Consider the following 25,468-nt stretch of genomic DNA (forward strand, 5'->3'; position numbering starts at 1 on the left):
CTATTTTCATCTGCCGGGAAATATGATTCAGATGTATTGGGAGTATCGATGGGAAGTATCAATGGGACGTATCGATGGGGCTCAGATTGGCGAGCCCCGCACTGTACTGTGGGTATTTGAGTCTTTGTCAGAAGCGCAGGCGTATCCCCAGAGCCCCGTCAACCTCAAACCCTTCCTTGCCTTCATTATCACTGAATGCGTAGTTGGGCACCGCCTGAATATATGCCTGCAGGCTTGGGGCGACCCGGAAGGTTAGCCCTATCGGCAGGCGGACACCGGCTCTGTCGTTGTAGCTGTCGTGTCCACCATCCTCATAGAAGAGGCCCCCATCGATGTATGCGTGCAGGGTGCCGCGATCATTGCGCAGGTTCTGCAACCGAAAATCTGCCGCCAGCGCATCACTATTTGCAAAGAACGACGTATCGCGAAATTGTGCGGTCACACCCGCGCCAAGATCGTAGGCAACGCCGATGCCGAAACCAGAATTGCTATAAGCGAGCGAAGGGGCACTGACAAATGCCGCCAGTAGTGGCAGCGCAATACGGAGCAGTTTCATGGATACCTCGTGGTTGGATGGAAACCGGGCGGCGAGTATAGAGGAGCTGGGGCGTTATTTGTTGCGGAGTATCACAGAGTTCTGAGGCCGAATTGGCTGTTGCTTTCTGGGTCGTGTTTCCAGCCGCCTCCGGTGCAATAGACTTGTTGGCGATACCTGGCACTAACCCTGGCGATCTATGAACGATACCCATGATTCATGCACAGGAACTGAGCAAGTCTTACCGCAACGGCCGCAAGCGGATTCGTGTGTTGCGCGGTTTGTCGCTGGAGCTGCGGCGTGGGATGGCGGTGGCGGGTCCATGTATTTCAGTTGCCCGTTCCTGGCCATTGCAGGCGAGGTAGAAGTCGCCGGTGAGCTCTTTCGGGCAAGCGGGCAGGGCTGGTTCGACCGCGAATGGAGCAGTCAGTACCTGAACCCGGACCAGCTGGGCTGGGACTGGCTGGTCCTGCACCTGAGAGTGCCAGCGGCCGCACTTGATCTCCGGATCGAATCATGGCCCGGTTGACTTCTGGAACATCGAGGTGATGCGCTACTGGGAAGGGCCCGTCTGGGAAGGGCCCGTCACGGTCAGCGTCAGCCACCTGAGGCGGGGGTATCTGGAGATGACCGGATACGGTAATTGGGCCCGCGTGCGCACGCCAAATCCTGCTTTAAACATCGACTGGCCACGGGAATTCCCGGCGGCCCTTGCCGGTCACAAATATTTGAATTTGCGGGTATTTGAAGCTTGAAACTAACCGGCCTTCGGGCATACTGCGCGGGCGGCTCAGTCCGCTGTCGCAAACATCACGACACCTAAACTTGATGTCCGTTCTGGGCGCTGGGATCCCACAACGAGAGTGTTGCCAAGGCATCTTCTCGTACCCACCGCATCTGGTTCGAGTCCGAGAGATCCCTGGTATTTGTCCCTTTTTTATCTGTGCGTGATTTATTGATCACGGCCGGATTGGACACAGAAAACTCTCTGGAACCTCTCATGACTGATACCCGTTTTTTATCCGAATTCTCGAACACCTACGCCAATATTTTTTCCTTCTGCGGCTTGCCGTTGACCCGTGATCTCGACGGTGCGGACGCCGTGGTTATGGGCGTGCCATTTGATCTCGCTACCACCGGCCGTTCCGGTTCCCGCTTCGGGCCCTCTGGCGTGCGCCAGGCTTCCGCACAACTGCGCTGGGAGCACAAGCGCTGGCCCTGGACCTTTGCGCTGGGCGACAGACTCAAGGCCATCGACTACGGCGATATCGTATTCCGCGATGGCGACAGCGCGGCCATGGCGGCATTGGTGGAGCAGCATGCGGACCATATCGTCTCCGCCGGCAAGACCCTGCTGACCCTGGGCGGTGACCATTTCATCACACTGCCGCTGCTGCGGGCGCATGTGCGCAAGCACGGTCCGGTGGCACTGCTGCACTTTGATGCCCACACGGATACCGAGGCGACGGACTTCGTCTACAACCATGGAGCCATGTTTCACCACGCGGTACGGGAGGAGTTACTGGACTGTGAGCGCAGTATTCAGGTGGGTATTCGTACGGAGTACACGGCGGCGACCCATCCCTTTGAGGTGCTGGATGCGGCGTGGATGAACAACCACTCGCTGGAACAGAACCTCGAGCGCATTCGCGCACGGGTAGGGGACGCGCCGGTGTATCTGAGTTTCGATATCGACTGCCTGGACCCGGCATTCGCCCCCGGTACTGGTACGCCAGTGATGGGCGGTCTGACATCCGACCGCGCGCTGCAGATCATCCGCGGCCTCGGCGATCTGAACATTGTTGGTATGGACGTGATGGAAGTGGCGCCCTGTTACGACCACGCGGAAATCACCAGCCTCGCTGGCGCCACCCTGGCGCTGGAAATGTTGTATCTGCTGGCGGCACGGGCTGGGTGATGGATAGCGGCCCGGCTCAGGGGGAGCCGGGCACTGCGCCTCATTGTGGCTATAGGCGCGACGGCGTCATTCATGGATTGCTTCACCGCCTCCGGGTTACACGATGTTCTCGACCGGGCAAGCCTGGAGGGCTGTACCGGGAGATGATCAATCCCAATCTGCTTCATCCCAGTTGAACTCGTCCCAGTTGCTCACCGTGGGTTGCGGGGTGCTATTTGTTGGGGGGGAATGGGATCCGCCGTCGCTGGAACCCGACCCACAGCTCGCCAGGCTCGCCGCGCACAAGACGACCAGCAACCATCGTATCGGTGTGTTGAATGTGTTCATGTAGCCACCTCAGGACTGATAGCTGATCCGGCAACCGGAAATCATCAGGTTGGAGACCGCCTGAGTGCGCTGAATCCAGAAGCGGACGTAATACATGTATTTACTGTTATCGATGAGGGCGTTCTCTACGATACCGTCTTCGTCCACCAGTTTGCGCAGCCCGCTCACATTGCCTGCGGTGGTGAGGTCGATATCGACAAGGCTTTCGTAAACAGCAGGTGGCGCTCCCTCTTCGAGGGCGACGCGCATCAGCAGTATATTGCCGCCGCTGAAATTGGCGGTATCGCTATTGTCTCGTACCAGGCAGGTCATATCTTCCACGGTGGCGCCGTCGGGTAAAATGACGGGCGCCTGAACAATATCCGTGAGGTCGGTGATGTTGTACATTCCGGAACTGTTCATGCGCAGGTTCGGATAGCCCGCATTGTTTACCGCGGCCACATTGACCGGGTAAATATTGCTGCGCAAAGCCTTGATCTGCTGGATCGCTTCGCTGTTTGCCAAGATATCCGCAGCGTTATCGTCGATAGCATCGGCATTGGTATCGATCCGGCTGTTGTTGTCGTTTACTGCCGATTCCAGCGCGCTGAAATTTTCGTTGACTTCCCCGGCTCTGGCGGGTGCGCCTGCGCTGAACGTGTGGGGGAGGGCAGCTTCGCTGGCAACGGCGGGGTTGGCGATAATGCCACACAGAAAAAGCGTGGCGGGAAAAGTCCTGTACAGGTGCCTGGTATTCACGAGGATATCCTCTGGTTATTTGTTATTGACGGGGGAAAACCGGAGCGAGAATGCAGCAGTGATTATCTGGTGATCTGCGGCGCGAAGGTTGTGACCCGGTTCCGGTTATACCCAGCCCACAAATTTCCTAAACCGAATTTATGTGTCCTATGTGTCATTTATCGGTTGAGCGGATTGGAGGCGCTGTTCAATAGTCCAGTGCGACGAGCACGCTGTCCCCAATATGCATGGGGATGGCGCAGGACACCCAACCTGTCGTGCGCCAACTCGGCTCAGAGTTTGGTGGAGCATTCGTCGTGTTGGTGTGGTACCCCCTTGGAGATGGGAACACCCGCTCGTTGGTGTGCTGTACTGGAGAGAGCGGCGGGTCGCTCAACCGAGTTCTGCCAATTCAGCGAGACGGGGTCTGCCAAAATCTGGATAATGCCGCCGCTCGGCCTATGGCTCACCCAATTCTCCACGTCCGGTAGTTCCTATGGAAATCAACGTCAACTTCCTCGACAACCTCAGACTTGAAGCCAAGTTTGACGACTTCACGGTCATTACCGACCAGCCGATCCGCTACAAGGGCGATGGTTCGGCGCCGAGCCCGTTTGACTACTTCCTTGCGTCTTCCGCCCTGTGTGCGGCCTACTTCGTGCGGGTGTACTGCCTGTCGCGGGATATACCCACCCACAACATCCGTCTGTCCCAGAACAACATCGTCGACCCGGAAGACCGCTACAACCAGATCTTCAAGATTCAGGTGGAGCTGCCGGAGGATATTTCCGAGAAAGACCGCCAGGGAATTCTGCGTTCCATCGACCGCTGTACCGTCAAGAAGGTGATTCAGACCGGGCCGGAGTTCCAGATCGAGGAAGTAGAGAATCTGGCGGAAGACGCGCAGGCACTGCTGATGGTTCAGGCGGATGCGGACCACCAGACCTTTATCGAGGGCAAGGATCTGCCGCTTGAGCAGACCATTGCCAATATGACCAGAATCCTCGCGGATCTGGGGATGAAGATCGAGATCGCTTCCTGGCGCAACATCGTGCCCCATGTGTGGTCGCTGCACATCCGCGATGCGGCTTCGCCCATGTGTTTCACCAACGGGAAAGGCGCGACCAAGGAAAGCGCGCTGTGTTCGGCGCTGGGCGAATTTATCGAGCGTCTGAACTGCAATTTTTTCTACAACGACCAGTATTTTGGCGAGGAGATCGCCAATGCGGATTTCGTGCACTACCCGAATGAAAAGTGGTTTGAACTGCCCGAAGACGACGAATTGCCGGAAGGCATCCTGGACGATTACTGCCTGGCCATTTACAACCCGGAAGGGGAGCTGGCGGGCTCAAACCTGATCGACACCAATTCAGGGCGCATGGACCGCGGTATCTGCTCCCTGCCTTTCGAGCGTCGCTCCGACGGTGAGACGGTGTATTTTCCTTCCAACCTGATTGAAAACCTGTTTCTCAGCAATGGCATGAGTGCGGGCAATACCCTGGCGGAAGCGCAGGTTCAGTGCCTGTCGGAAATTTTCGAACGGGCGGTGAAAAAGGAAATTCTGGAGCGGGAAATTGCACTGCCCGATGTACCGCACGAGGTGTTGCAGAAGTACCCGGACATTCTCGAGGGCATCGAGGAGCTGGAGAAGCAGGGCTTCCCGATCCTGGTGAAAGACGCTTCTCTCGGCGGCCAGTTTCCGGTGATGTGCGTGACCCTGATGAACCCGCGCACCGGCGGCGTGTTTGCCTCGTTTGGCGCGCACCCCAGTCTGCATGTGGCACTGGAGCGCAGTCTTACCGAATTGATGCAGGGGCGCAGTTTCGAGGGGCTGAACGATGTGCCGCCGCCCACCTTCAACAGTCTGGAAGTGACCGAGCCGCACAATTTTGTGGAGCACTTCATTGATTCCACCGGCGTGGTGTCCTGGCGTTTTTTCAGCGCGAGATCCGATTACGAATTTGTGGAATGGGACTTTTCCGGAAACCACCACGACAGCAACGACACCGAAGCCAACCGCCTGTTCGCCATCCTCGACGACATGGGCAAAGAGGTGTACATGGCGACCTACAGCGATCTCGGCGCGCCGGCGTGCCGGATTCTGGTACCCGGCTATTCCGAGGTGTATCCGGTGGAAGACCTGATCTGGGACAACACCAACAAGGCTCTGGACTATCGCGAGGACATCCTCAACCTGCACATTCTCGAAGACGAAGCCCTGGAAGATCTGGTGGAACGGCTGGAAGAAAGCCAGCTCGACAACTACGAGAAAATCTCCACCCTGATCGGGGTCGAGTTCGATGAAAATACCGTGTGGGGCCAGCTCACCATTCTCGAGCTGAAGTTGCTGGTATATCTGTCACTGCAACGCCATGAGGAGGCGCTGGAGCGGGTGGAGAGTTTTCTTCAGTACAACGACAACACGGTGGAACGCGGACTCTTTTACCGCGCGGTGCAGGCGGTACTGGAAATTGCACTGGACGAAGATCTGTCGCTGGACGATTACCTCGTCAATCTGCGCCGGATGTTTGGTGAGAGCACTATGGAGGCGGTTGTGGGTTCTGTAGACGGCAGTATGCGCTTTTACGGCCTCACCCCCACCAACATGCGCCTGGAAGGGCTGGACAAGCACCTGCGTTTGATCGAGAGCTACAAAAAGCTGCACGCGGCGCGCGCGGTGGTTAACGGTTTCTCCGAGGGAGATAAAACCGCGGTCAAATAAAACGAGAGCGGGAAAAGAAGATCGAATAAAAAAGGGAGCGTGGTATTCGCTCCCTTTTTCTTGATCGCTTGGCTGGGCGTCGATTAGAACTTGAATTCGGTGCCGATACCAACGTAGCTGCGCTCATAGTCGCCCGCGGCGGTTTCATCGGTGTAGAAGGTGAACACCTTGGCCGCTGACGAGAGTTTGTAGTCCAGTCCCAGGCTGAAGGTTTCGCCGTCGGTCTTGATGATGTCGGATTGGCCGTACTGGGCCTTCGCGGTCCAGTTGTTGATTTTGTAGGCCACGGATGTCATCCAGCCGTCCTGCTTGCTGCGGTCCGCTTTTTCCTGTTCCTCGTACAAGGCCCCCAATTGCAGGTTGCCCAAGCTGTATTGCGCGACCAGACGGTTGACGTTCCAGTCGTTGGCTTCCACGTCCTGGTCAAAGGCGTAAGCCAGGTATACGCCGTTGTTGTCGTAGGCGAGGGATACGGAAGTACCGTTGTCACGGGTGTCGATCAGATTGCCTTCGCCGTCGAAAATTTCGGCATCCTTGTTGCTGATATACGCAGCGGAAGCCTTGAAGCCTGCCAAAGACGGCGTGGTGTACTGCAGGTTGTTCGACTCGCGGTTGTCGCTTCTGGTAATCAGGCTTTTGATATCACCCTCCAGGTCGTTGAACAGGTCAACGCGGTTCTGGGCTTCTTTCAGGGGGGTATCAAATTTACCGCCGATCACCTGTCCGAAGCCGCCTTCAAGGCCTGCGTAGATGTTGCGCTGGCTGAAGGTTTCATCGGCCTCGCCGTCGATATCCACTTCGTATTCCATCTTGTAGATACCCTTGATACCGCTATCCAGCGGCAGCTCGCCTTTCACTCCCAGGCGGGAGGCGTTGCTTTTGATATCAGTTTGGGTGCCTTCGCCCTCGTCGTTGGACTGGAAGGAGGCATTGGCCTTGCCGTAGAAGGTGAACACGTCGGACTGGGCAAAGGACGGAATGGGAAGGGCAGCTGCCAGTGCCAGGGTGATCGCGGTCTTTTTCATGGTCGGTCTCGTAAAGTGGCTTAACGGGTGAGCCTTGGCTCGGATGCCGCGCAGTTTGCTGCTCTTTTGTTACAAATATGTGAAATGTGAAAGGTTTGTGTAAGTTATGTTGCGGATAGGGGGATTGAACTAAAGAAAATACAGGTTGGTCAGGTAGTGGCGCGGCATGGGGCGCTTGAACCTCGGGTGGGGCTTCGTTTTAATCCCGGTGCAATATCCCGGTGCAATGGTGAGAGCGGAGCGCTTGGTCGCGGGCGGAAAAAACGCCACCCAGCGCTTTTGCCACCTTCAAGGGGCAAGGACAGGCCAAAAAGAAAGGGAATTCAGGAGGCTCGGTGACACGAGTGAGTGGGGTAGTGGCCACATTGTGGGCGCTGTCTGTGGGGATTGGACAGGTGGCCTTTTGGCCGGCACTGCCGTGGGATGCAGATACTGCCGTGGCGCTGGCACTCGGCTGTATCCTCTTTGTCCTGCTGGCTGCCGCCAGTGGCTGGTTGTCCCGTTGTCCGTCTGCGCCGCGCTTCGTGTTGCTGCATCTGCTGCTGCCATTTGTGCTCGGAAGCTTCTGGGCGCTCAGCGCCCATCACCACTCCGTCGCGGAGCGTTTGCCACCTTCATTGCACGGAACCGACCACAGGGTTGTGCTTGAGATTGAAGGCCTCCCGGAAACCTCCTCGGCGGTCGCCAGTTTCCGTTCCCACACCGCCGTGCAAGGGTTTCTGGACAGCCGGTTTCGCGCGCGGGTGCTGACATCCGAGTATCGCGAACTTGTCGGTATGCGCCTGTTGCTGAGCTGGTACCGGGTGGAGCCGCGGCTCGCGTCGAAGATGACCTCGGGCAGCCGCTGGAGTATGACGCTGCGCCTGAAGCGACCGCGCGGCAGCGTCAATCCCCACACTTTTGACTACGAAGCCTGGTTGCTTGAGCAGGGCATCTACGCCACAGGGTATGTACGCGATAGCGGCGCGATGCCGGAACACCTGGCGGAGGGGGCTGGTGTGGCGGCGGCGATCGACCGGGTGCGTGAAGGACTTCGCTATCGCATGCGTGGCGTCGAAGGCGGTATTGATCTACTGCCACGGGAGGCCCTGATCCGCGCACTGTTGCTGGGGGACAAGGGCGGAATAGACCAGCAGACCCAGGATCTCCTGCGCAGGACCGGCACCGCGCACCTGCTGGCTATTTCAGGGTTGCACGTGGGCATTGTGGCGGGTTTCTTCCTGCTGCTCGGTGGATGGGTGAGCCGCGCTGCAGGTATTTTTCGCCCCCACAACCCGCCGTTCCTGGCTGGTGCCATCGGACTGTTGGCCGCACTGGGGTACACACTGATCAGCGGTGCGCCCCTGTCGGCTCAACGCGCATTGATCATGACCTCGATTGCCATCATCGCCCTGATGTTCCGTCGCAGTGTCAGCGCCGGATTGGCGTTTGCGGCGGCGCTCGCGGGTGTATTGCTTCTACAGCCTCTGGCGGTGATCAACGCCGGGTTCTGGCTGTCATTTGTGGCGGTGGGCGCCCTGTTATTGCGCTTTCGCGGACGCAGTGACAGCGGCGATGACGCGACGAGGGGGCGGGAGCCGGTCGGCCGCCGTCCGTTGCGAATATGGCATTCTCTACGCACTGCGCTGCAGAGCCAGTGGGCCATTCTTCTCGGCCTGTTGCTGCCGTCCGTCCTGATTTTTGCCGGAGTGAGCCTGAGCGGATTGCTGCTGAATCTGATCGCCATTCCCTGGGTAGGGATGGTCATTCTCCCGTTGATCTTTCTTGCCGCGCTGGTTCCCGCGCCACTCCAGCTGACACTGTGGCAGCTTGCTGATGTTCAGCTTGGCTGGCTGATGGATTTCCTTCGGCTGGCCGACCACATGTTGCCGGGGTGGCAGCCGATCCCCGCGCCCACGGCAACGGTGGGCGTGCTTGCGCTGATCAGCTGCGGGATGCTGCTGCTGCCGCGAGGCGTTCCAGGGCGGGCCCTCGGTTGGGGCCTTTTGCCTGTGCTGCTGGTGGGTTTGTCGCCGTGGCAGCGACCCGATCCCCCGCACCTCACACTGACCGCACTGGATGTGGGCCAGGGGCTAGCCGTGGTCGCTGCTACGGAGCGGGCAACGCTTGTGTACGACACCGGCGCCAGCACCGGCAGTGGGTGGAGTGCCGGCCGCAGTATTGTGGCCCCCTATATTCTCGCCACCGGATATCCGCAGCTGGGGGCACTGATGGTGAGCCATGGCGACCGCGATCACGCGGGCGGGGTGACGGGTTTGCTGTCGCAATTGCACGTCGACGCACTGATCGCCCCCGGGGATCTCGCTTCGCGGTTGTCCGGGGGTACCACGTCGAAATCGTGCGTCGCCGGTGAGCATGAAGTATGGGGTGGGCTGCGCATCGAGTGGTTGTGGCCGCGCACCCTGGAACTGACCGGGGAGGAGAATGATCACAGCTGCGTGGGACTTCTGACCTGGCGCGATGTACGTGTGCTATTGACCGGAGATATCACCGCCAGCGTGGAGGAGCGATTGCGGGCTCTCTACCCCGAATTTGCTCCTGTCGATCTGCTGGTTGCACCGCATCACGGCTCCCAAACTTCCTCTTCCGCCGCGCTGATCGCGTGGGCGCAGCCTGCGCGGGTCGTGTTCAGTGCCGGATTCCGTCACTACTTCGGGCATCCTCACCCGGAGGTAGTGGCGAGGTACACGCGCACAAGCGCGCAGCTGTTCAATACCGCCGAGAGCGGAGCCATTCGTTTCCGCTGGGATGACACCGGGCGTCTGGAGGTTCGCGAGGCCCGCGCCCAGAGCCGCTTTTGGTATGCCGATCACAGCAATAAAAAAGATAACAATCAGGCACTTAGCCACCGAAGTGAGCTGTGGTAGAGTGCTTGTTCTTCGAACCATAACAATTCCGTTCCGCAGTCGGGGCCTATAAAAGTGTTAGAGATCATCAAATCCGGCGGCTGGCTGATGCTGCCAATCCTGCTTTGTTCCGTGGCCGTTATCGCGATTTTTATCGAGCGTCTGTGGACGTTGAATGAACGCAAGATCGCCCCCCGTGGACTTCTCGGCGAAGTCTGGAGCAACCTCAAAAACAATCAGCTCACAACGGATAAGATCCGTGAGTTGCGCGATTCCAGCCCGCTCGGCCGGATTTTTGCCGCGGGACTGTCCAACTCCAAGCATGGCCGGGAGGTCATGAAAGACAGTATCGAAGAGGCGGCCAGTCAGGTGGTCCACGATCTCGAACGCTTTCTGAACGTGCTGGGCACGGTTGCTGCCGTGGCACCGCTGATTGGCCTGCTGGGAACCGTGGTGGGCATGATTCAGGTCTTTACCGCGATCATGCTGGAAGGCACCGGTAATGCCGGTGTGCTGGCGGGAGGTATCTCTCAGGCCCTCATCACCACCGCGGCGGGCCTCAGTGTGGCAATTCCCGCGCTGATGGCACACCGCTACTTCCAGCGCCGTGTCGATTCCATCGTGGTCACCATGGAACAGGAAGCGGTCAAACTGGTGGATGCCCTGCACAGCGACCGCCGCGTCGAAGCCGCCTGAAAATAACCTGGATTCAGGAGCCTACGATGCAATTCCGCCGCCAGAGCGTTGAGCAGGAGGGGGTCAACCTCACACCACTGATTGATGTGGTATTTCTGCTGCTGATTTTCTTTATGGTGTCCACCACCTTTACCAAAGAGAGCCACCTCCAGCTGAATCTACCGGAGGCTGCGGGGCCTCAGGCAGAGAGTCCGCCGTCTACCATTGAAATTCTGATCAGTGCGGATGGTTCCTATTCCGTGGATGGGCGCGCTCTGATCAACAAGAAACTGCCGACGCTGAAATCTGCACTGTCGGAAGTGTCTGGCGGCGAGTACAATCGCCCGCTGATCATTACCGCGGATGCCACCGCAGAACATCAGGCGGTGGTTCGTGCCATGGATGCCGCCGGCCAGCTGGGGTTTGTTCACCTCAGTATCACCACGCGGCAGCCGGACGAACAGTAATCTATACAGTGTTGAACGCCGGGTGCGCCTACTGCTGCGCCCAGTCCCGGCTGCGAGGTCTCAGACCTGGTAGCCGGTGATTCGCGGAGAACACGCTGCCAAGAGTTTTATGGAAAAATCCTCCAAGCCTCTGCCCAAGCCCCGGCAGGGTGCCCAGACCTACCGTCGCCTCCTTTCCTACGCCATCCCCCAGTGGCCGCTATTTGTGATAGCGGTGCTTGGTTTCATGCTGTTCTCCAGTATGGAAGTTCTGCTGATTGCCGTTACTGAGCTTCTGCTCGATGCTGTCGGCGTAGGGATAGAGCAGGGGCGGGGGTTCCTTTCGCAGTATGTGGCGAAGTTTTTCGCCGGTGGTGTCATGCCCCAGGAGACCGCCCGCTGGCTGGTGCCTGCAGCCATGCTGACGATCATTGGATTGCGGGCGGTGGGAAATTTTGTCGGCAGTTATGGCCTTGCCTATGTGGCGCGGGCGGTGATTCACCAGCTGCGCACCGAGCTGTTCGAGCATATTGGCCAGTTGCCGAGTGCCTATTTCGATCGCTATACCGGTGCTTACCTGATTTCCAAGGTGGCGTACAACGTCGAGCAGGTTACTAACTCCATCACAAAGTCCCTGAAGGTGATCATTCGTTCTTCGTTCACGGCTATTGGTCTGTTGACCTACCTGCTGATGGTGAACTGGAAGCTGACACTGACCTTTTTCCTGTTCGTGCCGATTATTGCCGCAGTCGTCAGTGTGGTGGGTAAGCGATTCCGCAAACTGAGCCATCGTATCCAGAACACCATGGGTGACGTTACCCACGTTACCCAGGAAGCGATCAACGGTTATGAAGTGGTGCGGATGTACGGCGGGCGCGATTATGAGAATGCCCGCTTTCAGGCGGCCAGCAATGCAAACCGCCAGCAGTTTATGAAGCTAGTGGTGGCGGACAACGCCAGCGTGTCGGTCATTCAGATTATGGTTGGCCTGGCAACGGCAGTGCTGGTGTGGTTTGCGCTGGCGCCGGGTATGGTGGAATCCATGACCCCGGGTGTATTTGCCTCCTATATCGGCGCCGCGGCGTCTCTGGCGAAACCCATCCGCAATCTCTCCGAGGTATATGCCGAAATCCAGAAAGGTATCGCTGCCGCGGAGAGTATTTTCGAAGTGTTCGATGCACCAAAAGAACCGCTCGGTGGCACTCTGCAGCTGCCGAGCCCGGTTACCGGCACGGTGACATTTGAGCACCTGGGGTTCCGTTACAGCGATGACACGCCGCCGGTGCTGAGCGATATCGACTTCCGTGTGCAGGCGGGGCAAACCGTTGCCCTAGTGGGCGCATCGGGCTCGGGCAAGAGTACTCTGGTCAGCCTGCTGTCCCGCTTCTATGAACCGACCTCTGGGCGGATTCTGTTGGACGGAGTCGACATAACCCAGGTGCCAGTGGTTGCCCTGCGCCAGCAGATCAGTCTGGTTTCCCAGAATATCGTGCTGTTCAATGACACCGTGTATCGCAACATCGCCTACGGTGAACTTGAGAACAAATCTGAGGCGGAAGTTCAGCGAGCGATCGACCTGGCACATGCACGGGGTTTTATCGAGGAGCTTCCGCAGGGGTTGCAGACGGTCCTTGGGGACAATGCGCAGATTCTTTCCGGTGGCCAGCGTCAGCGTCTTGCCATCGCTCGCGCACTATTGAAAGACTCCCCGCTATTAGTGCTCGATGAGGCCACCTCCGCGCTGGATAACGCCTCGGAACGTCATATCCAGGCCGCGCTGGCCGAGGTCATGAAGAACCGCACCACCTTTGTCATTGCGCATCGCCTCAGTACCATCGAGAACGCCGACAGTATCCTGGTGATGGATCAGGGGCGTATTGTCGAGCACGGCACACACAGTGAGCTGTTGGCACAAGGCGGGCGTTATGCGCGGCTGTTGCAACAGCAGGCGAGCGATCTCGGCTGATATTCGTTCGAGGTATGGACAGGATCGCGCTGGCGCGGCTCCGGGTGACTCCGGTTGCGCAAGTATGGATAAGAGAAAGGGAGAGCAGGGCGCAATGTCGCTGGAAGACTGGTTGAACAAACGTTGGTATCCCGCCTCCGCAGACGGTGCGGGCTCCGGGTCCCATCTGCCGCTGTTGGCGCCATTGGAGATGGCCTTTCGCCATGGCAGTCGCTGGCGCAAGCAGCGCAATCAGCCGGCACCGTTAACGGTGCCCGTGATTGTGGTGGGCAACGTGACCGTAGGCGGTGTCGGCAAGACGCCGCTGGTGGCGGAGCTCGGGCGCTGGCTGCAGGAGCGGGGGCACAAGCCGGGCATTATCAGCCGCGGTTATGGCGGTCGCGCCAGGCACTATCCCTACAACGTCACCGCTCAGTCTCATCCGCTGGAATCCGGGGATGAACCGCTGATGCTGCACCTGATGACCGGACTGCCGGTGATGGTATCTCCGAAGCGGGTTGAAGCCGCCGAGGCACTTGTTTCGGAACACGGCTGCGATGTGATTCTGTCGGATGACGGGTTGCAACATTACGGTTTGTGGCGAAGTCTGGAGATCTGTGTACTCGATGGCCAGCGTGGTCTCGGCAACGAACATCTGCTGCCGCGGGGCCCTCTGCGGGAATCCCCGGAGCGTCTGAACGATGTCGATATGGTGGTGGTGAATGGTGCGCCTTCCGAGCTTGTCCTCTCCCAGTGCGGCGAACATATCGATTTCACCATGGAGGTGGTTCCATCCCGCTGGCACCAGTTCAATCTCGACCAGACATCCACCCTGAAACTGGAATCCGGACCCGACATTGGCCCCTGCCACGGAGTCGCTGCCATCGGCAACCCACAGCGGTTTTTCAGCGCGCTGCGTAACCTCGGCTACACCGTGATGGAAATGGCATTTCCCGATCACCACCAGTTCAGTCAGCAGGAACTGCAACTGGATGGTATGACGCCAGTGATCATGACCATGAAAGACGCGGTGAAATGCCGTGACTTCTGGCAGGGCCACTGGTGGGCTCTGGAGGCGACCGCGCAGCTGCCCGACCTGTTTTACCAGCGTATCTACCAACATATTGAGAACTTCAAGCTCGCATGACAGCGCAGAATCTATCGTCCGCCTTTGACGTCATCATCCCGGCCCGTTTTGGCTCCAGCCGTTTGCCAGGCAAACCGCTGGCGGATATCGCCGGCAAATCCATGGTGCAGCGGGTCTACGAGCGCGCGCGCGCGAGTGCGGCTGAGCGCGTCATTGTCGCTACCGACGATGAGCGCGTTGCGGATGTGGTGCGGGGGTTTGGCGGCGAAGTGTGTATGACGAGTCCCGAACACGCTTCCGGTACCGACCGCCTGCAGGAGGTGGCCACCAGCTTGGGGGCGGCGGCGGACCGCATCCTGGTGAATGTGCAGGGAGATGAACCGCTGATTCCGCCGGCGGTCATCAATCAGGTGGCGCAAAATCTCGCGAATAACGATGCGGCGGGCGTGGCGACCCTGGCGGAACCGATCGTTTCCTGCGAAGACTTCCTCAACCCGAATATTGTCAAAGTGGTGGCGGAAGCCTCGGGATTGGCACGCTATTTTTCTCGTGCACCCATTCCCTGGCCGCGGGACGCATTCTCACGGGAGCGCAATGTGCTTCCGGAAGGCCTGAACCCACGGCGCCACATTGGCATCTATGCTTACCGTGCGGGCCTGTTGAATCAGTTTGTCAGCTGGCCCATGGCTCCCATAGAGCAGTTCGAGGCACTGGAGCAGCTCCGCTTCCTGTACCACGGCCACGCTATCCATGTCGCGGACGCCTGTGAAGAGGTCCCGGGTGGGGTGGATACCGAGCAGGATCTTGCGCGGATGCGCGCCCTGTTTGCCTGATTTTCAAGACTGGCCGGGGATGAGCGGTATACCTTCTGCAGTCTCCGGCCTGCGGTTACATCGGAATTCCATGATTCAGAAAGACGTCGATTTACAACCGTTCAACACCATGACCATTGCTGCCCGCGCGAAGTATTTCTGTGCGGCGACAACCCGGGAAGAGTTGCGCGAAGCCCTGGCGTTTGCGAGAGAGCAACAGCTACCGATCCTTCCTCTCGGCGGGGGTAGCAATATTGTTCTGACCGGTGACTTCCCTGGCCTGGCCCTGCATGTAGGCTTGCAGGGACTCGATTTCGAGCCTCAGTCAGATGGGGTACGGATGCGCGCTGCGGCCGGGGAAAACTGGCATCAGCTGGTCATGCGCAGCGTCGAGATGGGGCATGGCGGTCTTGAAAACCTGGCCCTGATACCGGGCAATATCGGCGCGGCCCCTATCCAGAACATCGGCGCCTACGGGGTAGAACTCAAAGACACCTTCGAGGAGCTGACCGCCATGGAGGTTGCCACCGGCAGGCTGGTTACCTTTACCGCGGAGGATTGCCGGTTCGCCTACCGCGACAGCGTGTTCAAGAACACTGAGAAAGACCGCTACATCATCTGTGAAGTTGTGCTCAAACTTTCCGCAAGCTGGCAACCGCAGGTGGCGTATCCAGCACTGCAGCAACATTTTGCACAAGCCTCTCAAGAGGTGGATGCGTTGACTCCCGCGGATGTGGCGCGGGCAGTCATCGGAATTCGCAACAGCAAACTCCCGAACCCGGTAGAGATTCCCAACGCTGGTAGCTTTTTCAAAAACCCCGTGGTGGACGCGTCGCTTTACAGCCGTCTGAAGGAGCAGAACCCGCAGCTGGTGGCCTTTGCGGCTGGCGAGCACTGGAAACTGGCGGCGGGCTGGTTGATAGACCAGGCCGGTTGGCGTGGATTCCAGAAAGACGGGGTAGGTGTTCACGACCGCCAGGCCCTGGTATTGGTCAATCCGGGGCACCGTTGCGGTAGCCAGGTGGTAGCGCTCGCGCAGGACATTGCCCTGGATATCCAGCAGAAGTTTGGCGTCACACTGGAGCCCGAACCCCGCTTCTATCCCTGATGCCGTCACCGGGCAGGAAACCTCGGGCAGTTCTGTTACCGCCGGGCGGTTGCTACTGGGGTGGAGGAACAAAGTTCCAACCAGTGCGGAGCCAGAATCGCCATGTTACCCGTCATAACATTGTGACCAATAGGACACCCCATGGCGGGGCTATTTGGTGCGGGTTTACAAAAGAGCATTCCTCGCTATTGCCCTTCCTCAAAGTGCAGCATGAAGTGATGTGCGGAGCAAAATTACCGCGATATTGCACTGAAAATTGAGAAGACACTCCCGGTTTTACCTTCCGCTGCCTGATACAGTGTTGCTTTGCACCAAGTCGTTTGTCTGGTATGTTCTCCGAGGGCTCTGTGGATGGATCTTTGCGGGAATAACCCGTTGAGCAATAACAAGAAACTCGGTTTTGCGCAAAGAGGTTGACGTAGGAAATTCTTGCGCAGGACCGTCCGAATATCCGTGGTTGGGGCTAATTTGATAAAAGTCTTAGTGGTAGACGATCACGACCTCGTGCGCATGGGCATATCGCGCATGCTCAGTGACGTTGAAGATATTGAAGTAGTAGGCGAGGCCAAGAGCGGCGAAGAGGCCATCGCTTTTGTTCGGGAGTCTGAGGTGGATGTCATCCTTATGGATGTGCGTATGCCCGGCATGGGAGGACTGGAAGCTACTCGCAAACTGATTCCGCGCTTTCCGCAGGCAAAAGTTGTTGCCGTGAGCGCACTGGATGACGACCTGTTTCCGAGCCGTCTGATTCAGGCTGGCGCCCGGGGTTATGTCACCAAGGGTGCGGATCTGGACGAAATGGTGCGGGCGATTCGTGCGGTGATGGCGGGAGAGACGTACATCAGCAGCTCCATGGCGACCCGTCTGGCGCTGCGTAATGTCTGTGGAGGCTCTTCCCCTTTTGAAGACCTTTCCGAGCGCGAACTGCAAACAGCGGTGATGATTGTTAACGGCAACAAGGTATCTGAAATCGCCGAAACACTTTCGGTAAGCCCTAAAACCGTGAACACCTACCGCTATCGGATTTTTGAAAAACTGGGTTTGCACTCCGACGTGGAACTGACCTTACTGGCGGTTAAACACAATATTCTTGATCCGGAAGAAGCGCTCTGAAGTGGGGTTACCAGAGCTGAATTGATCGTTCTTTGCGTTTTCTGAAACCAGAATCACAAAACAGGGGCCCAGTCAGGCCCCTGTTTTTTTATTGCTGAAAGTGATTGACACGGCCGATGTTCGACAGCAAACGTTTTCTCACCACCGTTACCCGTAAACCCGGTGTCTATCAGATGTTTGATGACCGCGGTAAGGTGCTTTATGTCGGTAAGGCGAAAAATCTGCGCAATCGCCTGGCCAGTTACTTCCGAGCGACCGGACTTACCGCCAAAACCATGGCGCTGGTAGAGAAAATCGCCGATATCGAAGTCACGGTAACCCGCAGTGAAATCGAAGCGTTGGTGCTGGAGCAAAGTCTCATCAAATCTCAGCGGCCACCGTACAACGTCATGCTGAAAGATGACAAAGGCTATCCTTACATTTTCCTTTCCAGTAAAGACGTCTTTCCGCGCATTGCCTTCCATCGCGGCTCAAAACGTAAAGCGGGGCAATATTACGGACCATTTCCCAATGCGTCTTCCGTGCGCGATAGCCTGAATTTTCTTCAGAAAACATTCAGAATCCGTTCCTGTGAAGACAGCGTTTTCGCCAACCGTTCGCGCCCCTGTTTGCAATATCAGATTGAGCGCTGTACTGCACCCTGTGTGAATTTTATTTCTCCGGAAGACTACCGGGCGGATGTTCGTCATGCGGAAATGTTCCTCGCGGGCAAGAGCGACAGCATTATTCGTGAGCTGGCGGAAGAAATGGAGAAGGCGTCGGTAGCGCTGGAGTTCGAGAGGGCGGCGCGGTTAAGGGACCAAATTGTGGCGCTGCGCCGCCTGCAGTCCGATCAGGTCGCGGAGAGCGGCGGCGGTGATGCGGATGTGCTGGGTGTAGCAATGGCGGGAGGGCTCTGCTGTGTGCATGTCCTGTTTATCCGCCAGGGCAGGATTCTTGGCAGTCGCAGTTATTATCCCAGTGAAAAGCTTGGGCTGGACGCGACCGACCTGTTGTCCGCATTTATTCCACAGTTCTATCTCGGCTCCAACCGGGAAATTCCGCGGCAGATTCTGCTTTCGGAATCCGTTGAAGACCTGGGTGTCATTTCTGCGGCACTCAGCGAGAAGGCCGGCAGGGAGGTTTTACTTGCCCACCGATTGCGCGGCAATCGTGCAACCTGGGTAGAAATGGCCCAGCAGGCGGCACAGCAGAACCTTCAAAGCCGTACCGCGTCGCAACAGAAGTTGCAGGATCGGTTTGAAAATCTCCAGCAGGTTTTGCGCTTGGGTGAACTGCCTGAGCGACTGGAATGTTTCGATATCAGTCACTCCAGTGGGGAAGCGACCGTTGCTTCCTGCGTGGTGTTCGACACCGGTGGCCCGGTGAAATCCGACTACCGGCGATTTAATATCGAAGGGATCCCCATGGGAGACGATTACGCGGCCATGGCGCAGGCTCTCAAGCGGCGCTATACCCGCCTTTCCAGTGGGGAGGGGCGCTTTCCCAACATTCTGCTGATCGACGGTGGCAAAGGGCAAGTGCGTCAAGCCGTGGACGCTCTGAATGAGCTTGGGGTAACCGGCGTTCAGATTATTGGCGTGGCCAAGGGCACAACGCGTAAGGCTGGCTTTGAAACCCTGCATGTCGTGGCGGACAAGCGTGAGCTGGTGCTGGAGTCCGACTCGCCCGCGCTTCACCTGATTCAGCAGGTTCGGGATGAGGCCCACCGTTTTGCCATTACCGGTCACCGTCAGCGACGGGACAAGAAGCGCCGGGAGTCCCCGCTGGAGGGTATTGCCGGTGTCGGACCCGCGCGGCGTCGGGCGCTGCTGCATCATTTTGGCGGTTTACAGGAAATTCTGCGGGCCTCCGTCAGTGAGTTAGCCAGTGTTGAGGGCGTGAGCCGGAAGCTGGCCCAGGATATATACTCGGCGCTGCACAACGAATGATCTCTCGCCAGCGGATATATCATTAGCGTTTATTTTTTTTCTGCGGATTGCTAAGTTACGCACTGCCGACGAAGTGTGTTCAGCGAATGTAAAAGGATCAGCATGACTCTCGCCAACCAATTGACTCTCCTGCGCGTGGCGCTGATCCCGGTTTTCGTGCTGGTCTTCTATCTCCCCTATAAATGGAGTTACATCGCCTCCGCAGTGATCTTCTCCCTTGCCGCCATCACCGACTGGCTCGATGGCTATATTGCCCGCAAGCTCAATCAGAGCACGCCATTTGGCGCATTTCTTGATCCCGTGGCGGATAAGCTCATGGTCGCCACCGCCTTGGTGCTACTGGTGGATCTTCACAATTACTTTTTCTTTACCATTGCCGCGGCCATCATCATTGGGCGGGAAATTGCGGTGTCCGCATTGCGTGAGTGGATGGCTGAGCTGGGGCTCCGGAGCAGTGTCGCGGTCAGCTATATCGGCAAGATCAAAACCACCGCACAGATGGCGGCAATCATTGTGTTGCTGGCGTTTGATGTGCGCGAGTTTCCGGTGATGGAAACCATCGGTTACATCCTTCTGTATGTCGCCGCGGCGCTCACCATCTGGACCATGTTTATCTACTTGCGCGCGGCATGGCCGGCGCTCACCGCGGATGAACCCGGTGAGGTCTGACCTGCTTCTCAAACTCTTCAGACAATGATTTTCGTGTCACCCGGTATGCTGTACGATCGTTCCATTCAAGCAATAACGCGACAATGGAGTGATCTGTGCAGAGGCCGGCAGTTTTAAGAGCCTTATTCCCCTTTCTTTTTCTGTTTTTCTCTTTCCCGTTGCTTCTTCTCGCTGCGGACACCGCCGTTGGGCAGCCCTACAAGCGCCATGAATGGCTGCCGCACTGGTCAGATTCTGACCGGGACTGTCAGGATACCCGCCACGAACTGCTGATCCGATACTCCCTGGCGCCGGTAATTTACACGGGAGAAGACCAGTGCAAAGTTGAGTCCGGCTTGTGGATGGACCCCTACACCGGTCACTTCTTTGAGCGTGCCTCGGATCTCGATGTCGAGCACATCGTTCCGCTCAAATGGGCCCACGATCACGGTGCGGCGGGTTGGAGTATTGAGAAGAAGCGACAGTTTGCTGAAGACCTGGACAACCTGTGGCTCGTCGATGACGGGCGCAACCAGAGCAAGGGGCATAAAGGACCGGACCAGTGGATGCCTCCGTACGGGCCAGTTCGCAGCCATTACCTCCGCCGATTTATGGCGGTAGTGGAAAAGTACGGCCTGCAGTCAACGCAGGGAGAATCCAGGATTTTCTTGGCGATGCTGGAAAGCCATCGCGGCTAATTGGCTGCTCAAGCTGAATGGTTCCCTTCAGCTGGAAGGCAACTGAGCCAGGATTTCTCCAAAGCGCTGTTCGATGGGGTAGGGGCGGGAGGACCACCCGAGCCGCACGATGACGGTGTTTTGCGAGGGTGCCAGCATTAGCTTCTGTTCGCGATTGCCCAGCATAAAGTAGCTGTCTGCGGGCAGTTCTGGAAACATCGGTGGCAAGGCGCCATCGGAATTCAGCCAGAACTGGAATCCATAACGTGGGTCATTGGCACTGGTGTTGGGTTCGGTGGCCCGTTTGATCCAGTCGCTACTGAGTATGCGCTTTGGGCCTGCGCGGCCATCATTTACCATCAGTGCGCCAAGTTTTCCCCAATCCTCGGCGCTGGCATAGGTGTAAGAGCTTCCTATAAACACACCTTCTGAATCCATTTCAAAAAATGTTCGTCGCAACCCCAGGGGCGCCAGAAATTCGCGGTTGAGAAATGTTGAGGCGCCGTGAGTGCCCCCGAGGCGCCGATGCATCCATCTCGCTAACAAGTTGGTGGTACCTGAGGAATAGGAGAAATGTGTGCCCGGGTTGTGGATGAGTCTGCGATTCAAGGCATAGCGGGAGGGGGCATAACGAAGCAGGTCATTGCAGGTAATGTCAAACAGCATGCGCGTTGCATCGCTACCTGGCCGATACGTTTCGTCGAATGCCAGCCCATCGCACATCTGCAGCAGGTGTTTCAGAGTGATCGCGCTGCGGTCATCCTCTTCCCACTCCGGAAAAAGCCGGCTCTGCTCGGTATCAGCAAGTCCGAGCGTCTCCATCCTTCCCCATAGAATGGCGAGAAGGCTTTTGCTCATGGACCATCCCAGCAGGCGCGTTTGAGGCGTGATACCGGCACCATAGGCGGCGGCTATCCGCTCGCCTTCGCGTATAACCAGCAGTGCGCGGGTGTCTAGCCCCAGGCGATTATCTTCTTCGAGCTGGGCGACTAGCAGTGCCTGTATCACCGGGTCTACATTGGCATTGTTCCGTGCGTGGCGGAATTTTTTTGAGTTTTCGCTGTTGATACCTGGGCTGGCCATTTCCAGCAATTCGCTATCCAGTTGCGCGCCCCGGGTGGGGCAGAAGCGGGCCTGCACCGTGGCGAAATTCAGCAGGCTGGCGGATGTGATGTTTCCTTTGTGGCGGACTCGAACCAGAAAAAACAATGGGGAGTAACTGAGGAGATCTTTATGGATACAGTCGTCGCTGAATTTCGAAATGTGCCGTGCGGAATTGGCGAGCTTCGCGCTCATGGAAAGCAGTGTTCGAATGGACTCATGTAGTGCGCGGGTTCCCCTCATTAATTGGTGTCGCCAGACCCATGCGAGTGCGGCAATCAGGATTGCAAACGGAGTTAGCGCGAAGAAAAAAATGTTGGCACTCATAACGGCGATGACGCAAGGCGGCAAATTGCCACGCGGTCGGGAGGAAACGACTTGTCGCTGGGAAGTTTAGGAGAAGAAGGAGGGTGGTGCCCAGAGCCGGACTTGAACCGGCACGACCAAAAGGTCGGGAGATTTTAAGTCTCCTGTGTCTACCAATTCCACCATCCGGGCAGATAGGGCGCTCAGTTGACGGAACGCTTCCGTTACTGAAAGACCAGCCTTGCGGGAAGACCGGGAGAAAATGGAGGCTAGGGTCGGAATCGAACCGGCGTACACGGAGTTGCAGTCCGCTGCATGACCACTCTGCCACCTAGCCTTTGTTGACTCTGTAGAGGTTCAGATCGCCGGTTCGAGTCTCACCGGCCCTCTTTATCCCGCCGCTGGCGCAGGAGTCGCATTCCTCGAAATACTACTCTGCCACCTAGCCTTAGGTGTTGAAAACGTCGCGGATTCTATCGGAAGTCAGATAAAAATCCTAGCATTTTCTGATACTTACGTGCCTCGCGGCGTGTAAGAGGGCGCTATTCTATGGTTTGCCGGAGATTAGTCAAGGGTAAGTCAGAGGTTATCTGACTTTAGTGATTAGTCGGTCAATTAGTGTTCTCGCCAACGGTGTAATAACCGTTTGAAATGGAATAGAGCTTTCTATTTCTAATTGTTCTAAGTTTTTTTCTTCGTGAACTGGCAATTGCCCGGGGGTGACCAATACTGGTTGTAGCTGGCTAGCACACATCTCCCCCCCAAGTCGTGTTTAGTAGTGCCGGCCGGGCGCCCTCCTCCAAATAGGCGCCCAGTGTGTTGTAAGGATGAAATCCTCCAAGTTTCACTCCTAATGGTCTTGGCCCTGACGCTCTCCCCCCCCCCGTCGTCAGGGCTTTTTTTTGCCCTCAAGAAAAGTGCGCTCAAGTTGCGGTAGCGGTACTCCGGCTTCTTTTTCCGCCAGGTGGCGGAATTTCTTCAGAGTGATTTCTCCGCGTTCGGTGGCCAGTATTTTTACAACGTCGTCCAGGCTGGACTTTCCGTCGCTTGATTTCTGGATGGTTTTGTCGACTTCATGGAGTACCACGGTCGCTCTCGCGGTAACCGGGCCGGCGGAGCGCTTTACCAGCAGATTGGGCGATTCAGAGCCCCAGTGAGCGAGATCCTCCAGCGCTTCGTGGTAACGTCGCTCACTGATGCCGCCCGACCGGCGAAGGGTTTCCAGAGAGTAATATTCGGCGATGCCTTCAACAATCCAATCGCTTTCTTTGTCGCCGCGGATACCCGTGGCCACATGCACCAACTCATGCAGCAGGCTGCTGGTGCGATTGCCCGAAATCAGCGGCCGATCCGCGTGCATGAAGAGTGAGCGTGTACCGGAAAGGCCGCCGCGCCACATAGGATCTCCGGCCATTACGATCAGCAGTTTTTGAGGAAACTCGGGAAATACTTTTTTTAGTTCTGGCAGGGTCCAGCTCAGGAAGGCGAGCGTATCCTGTCTGCGGATGTTCTCGCCGAGAGGGGCGGAGATGACCACGTCGGTGCCGTCAATGATGTCCTGCCGACTGCCAATGTGTCCTGCAATCACCCAGCCTTTGGGACGGATAAAGCGGCGTCCGGGGTCATTCAGTTGGAAAATCCCGCTGTCATCTTTGACGTAAGGCGTGAGAGCGTTCCATTTCTCTGGTGCTTCGATTTCCAGCGTAGCGCGCGACTGAAGACTTTTGGGTGCCCGTGCGGAGATTGGTGGGATCAGCTTGTCGCTCCGAAAGATGGCCCATTTATCGGTAATGCGGGAATCGTATCGGCCGCGGGATTTTTTTTCGTCAATGACGAAGTCGTATTGAAGCGTTGAGCGCCGGCCTTTGGGGCGCCAGACTACTTTCTCACCTTCAACCTCCAGCTCATCGCTTCCCTCGATATTGAGGTGTCGCTCCTTGTTGATGTGCAAAGTCAGTTCGCTGGGGAGCTCTCCGCCTTCAAGGTTAATAGATACATGGGCCGTACCTTCTTCCGGATTCAGGCGAGCCTTATAGCGGATATCGTAATACTCGGGATCGGCGGCTAATACTCCGGTAGACATAAGGAGTAAGGAAAGGGCCACAACAGCTCGAAAAAAGAAAAGCATCAGAAAAGCTCAGTTCTACCTGCATAAATTGATGAGCGCGCTGCATGTAAATCTGACGCTGCGCGCGGCAAATCATATGACAACAAGTGGGGAATTCGGTGCCCTAAGGGCAGCAGGAAAAGCAGGAAGTGAGAGAAAAAGCACGGGAAAATTGAGAAATGGTCGGTGAGAGAGGATTCGAACCTCCGACCCCTTCGTCCCGAACGAAGTGCGCTACCAGGCTGCGCTACTCACCGACGTCTGAGCTTTCGCTCAAGCTTCCTTGCGAAGCGGGCGGCATTATAGCAACCGCCGAGCTTCTGTAAACCACTGATTTCATTAAATTTAGCAGTTTTTTCAAAAAGGCCCGGGGTTGATCAACCTTTAATCTGCCGGATCAGCCCTTCCTGGGTGGTAGAGGCTACCAAACGGCCCTCACGGGTGAAAATCTGGCCGCGGCAGTAGCCGCGAGCACCGCTGGCAGAGGGGCTGTCGGTAACGTACAGCAGCCACTCATCGGCGCGGAACTCGCGATGGAACCACATGGCGTGGTCGAGGCTGGCCGGCATCAGGTGCGGATCAAACAGGCTGATCTTGTGTGGCTGCAGGCTGGTGCCCAGCAGGGCCATGTCGGAGGCGTAGCAGAGTGCACTGCGGTGCTCGATGGGGTCGTCAGACAGTTGACCATCTACCCGGAACCAGAACATGCAGCGGGGTTCGCGGACTTCCGCGTCGAAGTAGCTCATGGGATCTATGGGGCGGAAGTCCACCATATAGCGCCGTTGGTTGCTGGCGGCGCCATTCATCCCGGCTTCTTCCGCCAGTTGCTGGGTGTTCTTCAGTTTCTCCGGGGGGATGATGCCCTCGGTGGGCATCTCCGCCTGATGATCAAAGCCCGGTTCGGCTATCTGGAAGGAGCAGGACATATTAAAGATGGCCTTTCCGTTCTGGCGCGCCACGACCCTGCGGGTAGTAAAGCTGCCCCCATCGCGGATCGGGTCAACATCGTAGATGACCGGCATTTCGCTGGAGCCCGGCCGCAGAAAATAGGCGTGCAGGGAGTGGGGGAGGCGGCCTTCCACCGTGCGGGCGGCCGCCATCAGGGCCTGGCCGAGTACCTGGCCGCCGAACAGCACCTTGCGGTAGTTCTCCACATGCGCTCGGCTGCGGTAAAGGTTGCTGTCGAGTCTTTCTACATCCAGTAGCGTGCTGAGGGATTGCTGCATCAGGGGGCCATCATCCTGTGTTGATTCCAAGCGGAGCCGGTGACAGTTGGCGTTCGCGGTATGCCGAACAACGGGCAATGATAACAACTACAGTTTCTGTGGCTATTGCTGATTCTCTCAGAGGGGGTGGCAAATTAGCGGCTCAATGGCATATGAGTTGAGGGCAATTGTACTCTGGGATCGGATGGAGTACCGG

Annotated in this window: 20 protein-coding genes and 3 tRNA genes; 14 read left to right on the forward strand and 9 right to left on the reverse strand. The window is 57.4% G+C overall.

Features of this window, described 5'->3' with window-relative positions:
• Positions 1–127: 127 nt before the first annotated feature.
• Complete coding sequence (locus C3938_RS15115; RefSeq protein ID WP_105104064.1) at positions 128–556, reverse strand: hypothetical protein; 429 nt, start codon at positions 554–556, stop codon at positions 128–130.
• A 301-nt stretch (positions 557–857) separates the two neighbouring features.
• On the opposite strand from C3938_RS15115, the gene C3938_RS18110 reads away from it, so the two are divergent.
• Together C3938_RS18110 and speB are read left to right on the forward strand one after the other, a co-directional pair.
• On the forward strand, positions 858–1,064 hold the full coding sequence (locus C3938_RS18110; protein WP_199775622.1) for a lipocalin-like domain-containing protein: 207 nt from the start codon (positions 858–860) through the stop codon (positions 1,062–1,064).
• A gap of 471 nt (positions 1,065–1,535) precedes the next feature.
• Complete coding sequence (gene speB, locus C3938_RS15125) at positions 1,536–2,453, forward strand: agmatinase (protein ID WP_105104065.1); 918 nt, start codon at positions 1,536–1,538, stop codon at positions 2,451–2,453.
• Positions 2,454–2,789: 336 nt separating this feature from the next.
• On the opposite strand, the gene C3938_RS15135 is transcribed toward speB, so the two are convergent.
• Positions 2,790–3,518, reverse strand: coding sequence for a hypothetical protein (locus C3938_RS15135; protein WP_105104067.1), 729 nt, complete (start codon positions 3,516–3,518; stop codon positions 2,790–2,792).
• A gap of 475 nt (positions 3,519–3,993) precedes the next feature.
• Here C3938_RS15135 and C3938_RS15140 point away from each other — a divergent pair, with 475 nt between their 5' ends.
• Positions 3,994–6,219, forward strand: coding sequence for an OsmC domain/YcaO domain-containing protein (locus tag C3938_RS15140; protein ID WP_105104068.1), 2,226 nt, complete (start codon positions 3,994–3,996; stop codon positions 6,217–6,219).
• Between the two features lie 83 nt (positions 6,220–6,302).
• Here the strand turns inward: C3938_RS15140 and C3938_RS15145 are convergent, their stop codons facing one another.
• The gene (locus C3938_RS15145; protein ID WP_105104069.1) at positions 6,303–7,244 is read right to left on the reverse strand and encodes a porin; all 942 of its coding nucleotides are present in this window, start codon (positions 7,242–7,244) and stop codon (positions 6,303–6,305) included.
• A gap of 335 nt (positions 7,245–7,579) precedes the next feature.
• On the opposite strand from C3938_RS15145, the gene C3938_RS15150 reads away from it, so the two are divergent.
• The 11 genes from C3938_RS15150 to C3938_RS18265 all read left to right on the forward strand — a co-directional run bounded on the left by C3938_RS15150 (position 7,580) and on the right by C3938_RS18265 (position 20,553).
• A complete protein-coding gene (locus C3938_RS15150) occupies positions 7,580–10,111 on the forward strand; it encodes a DNA internalization-related competence protein ComEC/Rec2 (RefSeq protein ID WP_105104070.1) in 2,532 nt (843 codons plus the stop codon).
• Between the two features lie 54 nt (positions 10,112–10,165).
• Positions 10,166–10,786 carry a MotA/TolQ/ExbB proton channel family protein gene (locus C3938_RS15155; protein ID WP_105104071.1) on the forward strand — a complete coding sequence of 207 codons (621 nt, stop codon included), beginning with the start codon at positions 10,166–10,168 and terminating at the stop codon, positions 10,784–10,786.
• Between the two features lie 26 nt (positions 10,787–10,812).
• Positions 10,813–11,232, forward strand: a complete 420-nt coding sequence (locus C3938_RS15160; RefSeq protein ID WP_105104072.1) for an ExbD/TolR family protein — start codon at positions 10,813–10,815, stop codon at positions 11,230–11,232.
• A gap of 109 nt (positions 11,233–11,341) precedes the next feature.
• Positions 11,342–13,177, forward strand: coding sequence for a lipid A export permease/ATP-binding protein MsbA (gene msbA, locus C3938_RS15165; RefSeq protein WP_105104073.1), 1,836 nt, complete (start codon positions 11,342–11,344; stop codon positions 13,175–13,177).
• Between the two features lie 64 nt (positions 13,178–13,241).
• Complete coding sequence (gene lpxK / locus C3938_RS15170; RefSeq protein ID WP_233998940.1) at positions 13,242–14,303, forward strand: tetraacyldisaccharide 4'-kinase; 1,062 nt, start codon at positions 13,242–13,244, stop codon at positions 14,301–14,303.
• Positions 14,300–15,076, forward strand: coding sequence for a 3-deoxy-manno-octulosonate cytidylyltransferase (gene kdsB / locus C3938_RS15175; RefSeq protein WP_105104075.1), 777 nt, complete (start codon positions 14,300–14,302; stop codon positions 15,074–15,076). The genes lpxK and kdsB overlap by 4 nt, the downstream gene beginning before the upstream one ends.
• A 70-nt stretch (positions 15,077–15,146) precedes the next feature.
• Positions 15,147–16,163, forward strand: a complete 1,017-nt coding sequence (gene murB, locus C3938_RS15180) for a UDP-N-acetylmuramate dehydrogenase (protein ID WP_105104076.1) — start codon at positions 15,147–15,149, stop codon at positions 16,161–16,163.
• Between the two features lie 468 nt (positions 16,164–16,631).
• Positions 16,632–17,276 (forward strand): response regulator, encoded by a 645-nt coding sequence (locus C3938_RS15185; RefSeq protein WP_105104077.1) that lies wholly within the window; start codon positions 16,632–16,634, stop codon positions 17,274–17,276.
• Positions 17,277–17,392: 116 nt separating this feature from the next.
• Positions 17,393–19,207 (forward strand): excinuclease ABC subunit UvrC, encoded by a 1,815-nt coding sequence (gene uvrC, locus C3938_RS15190; protein WP_105104078.1) that lies wholly within the window; start codon positions 17,393–17,395, stop codon positions 19,205–19,207.
• 102 nt (positions 19,208–19,309) lie between these two features.
• Positions 19,310–19,876 carry a CDP-diacylglycerol--glycerol-3-phosphate 3-phosphatidyltransferase gene (gene pgsA, locus C3938_RS15195; protein ID WP_105104079.1) on the forward strand — a complete coding sequence of 189 codons (567 nt, stop codon included), beginning with the start codon at positions 19,310–19,312 and terminating at the stop codon, positions 19,874–19,876.
• A gap of 158 nt (positions 19,877–20,034) precedes the next feature.
• Complete coding sequence (locus C3938_RS18265) at positions 20,035–20,553, forward strand: HNH endonuclease family protein (RefSeq protein WP_233998941.1); 519 nt, start codon at positions 20,035–20,037, stop codon at positions 20,551–20,553.
• 27 nt (positions 20,554–20,580) lie between these two features.
• Here C3938_RS18265 and C3938_RS15205 read toward each other — a convergent pair whose 3' ends face one another.
• The 6 genes from C3938_RS15205 to C3938_RS15230 form a co-directional block, all read right to left on the reverse strand.
• Positions 20,581–21,828, reverse strand: coding sequence for a serine hydrolase domain-containing protein (locus C3938_RS15205; RefSeq protein WP_158681722.1), 1,248 nt, complete (start codon positions 21,826–21,828; stop codon positions 20,581–20,583).
• A gap of 216 nt (positions 21,829–22,044) precedes the next feature.
• A tRNA-Leu gene (locus tag C3938_RS15210) sits at positions 22,045–22,131 on the reverse strand.
• A 71-nt stretch (positions 22,132–22,202) separates the two neighbouring features.
• Positions 22,203–22,276, reverse strand: a tRNA-Cys gene (locus C3938_RS15215).
• Between the two features lie 552 nt (positions 22,277–22,828).
• The gene (locus tag C3938_RS15220; RefSeq protein ID WP_199775623.1) at positions 22,829–24,043 is read right to left on the reverse strand and encodes a hypothetical protein; all 1,215 of its coding nucleotides are present in this window, start codon (positions 24,041–24,043) and stop codon (positions 22,829–22,831) included.
• 183 nt (positions 24,044–24,226) lie between these two features.
• Positions 24,227–24,303: transfer RNA gene (locus C3938_RS15225), tRNA-Pro, on the reverse strand.
• A 120-nt stretch (positions 24,304–24,423) separates the two neighbouring features.
• Entirely contained in the window at positions 24,424–25,272 is an 849-nt protein-coding gene (locus C3938_RS15230) for an acyl-CoA thioesterase (RefSeq protein ID WP_105104081.1), read from the reverse strand.
• Between the last annotated feature and the right edge of the window lie 196 nt (positions 25,273–25,468).

It is taken from the genome of Microbulbifer pacificus, from assembly GCF_002959965.1.
Taxonomy (GTDB): Bacteria; Pseudomonadota; Gammaproteobacteria; order Pseudomonadales; family Cellvibrionaceae; genus Microbulbifer; species Microbulbifer pacificus_A.

Bases quoted from the DNA above. Each gene is read 5' to 3' on its own strand.
- C3938_RS15115 (WP_105104064.1), bottom strand. From the start codon at position 556: ATGAAACTGCTCCGTATTGCGCTGCCACTACTGGCGGCATTTGTCAGT.
- C3938_RS18110 (WP_199775622.1), top strand. From the start codon at position 858: ATGTATTTCAGTTGCCCGTTCCTGGCCATTGCAGGCGAGGTAGAAGTC.
- speB (WP_105104065.1), top strand. From the start codon at position 1,536: ATGACTGATACCCGTTTTTTATCCGAATTCTCGAACACCTACGCCAAT.
- C3938_RS15140 (WP_105104068.1), top strand. From the start codon at position 3,994: ATGGAAATCAACGTCAACTTCCTCGACAACCTCAGACTTGAAGCCAAG.
- C3938_RS15145 (WP_105104069.1), bottom strand. From the start codon at position 7,244: ATGAAAAAGACCGCGATCACCCTGGCACTGGCAGCTGCCCTTCCCATT.
- C3938_RS15160 (WP_105104072.1), top strand. From the start codon at position 10,813: ATGCAATTCCGCCGCCAGAGCGTTGAGCAGGAGGGGGTCAACCTCACA.
- msbA (WP_105104073.1), top strand. From the start codon at position 11,342: ATGGAAAAATCCTCCAAGCCTCTGCCCAAGCCCCGGCAGGGTGCCCAG.
- lpxK (WP_233998940.1), top strand. From the start codon at position 13,242: ATGGATAAGAGAAAGGGAGAGCAGGGCGCAATGTCGCTGGAAGACTGG.
- kdsB (WP_105104075.1), top strand. From the start codon at position 14,300: ATGACAGCGCAGAATCTATCGTCCGCCTTTGACGTCATCATCCCGGCC.
- murB (WP_105104076.1), top strand. From the start codon at position 15,147: ATGATTCAGAAAGACGTCGATTTACAACCGTTCAACACCATGACCATT.
- uvrC (WP_105104078.1), top strand. From the start codon at position 17,393: ATGTTCGACAGCAAACGTTTTCTCACCACCGTTACCCGTAAACCCGGT.
- pgsA (WP_105104079.1), top strand. From the start codon at position 19,310: ATGACTCTCGCCAACCAATTGACTCTCCTGCGCGTGGCGCTGATCCCG.
- C3938_RS15205 (WP_158681722.1), bottom strand. From the start codon at position 21,828: ATGAGCGCGAAGCTCGCCAATTCCGCACGGCACATTTCGAAATTCAGC.
- C3938_RS15230 (WP_105104081.1), bottom strand. From the start codon at position 25,272: ATGCAGCAATCCCTCAGCACGCTACTGGATGTAGAAAGACTCGACAGC.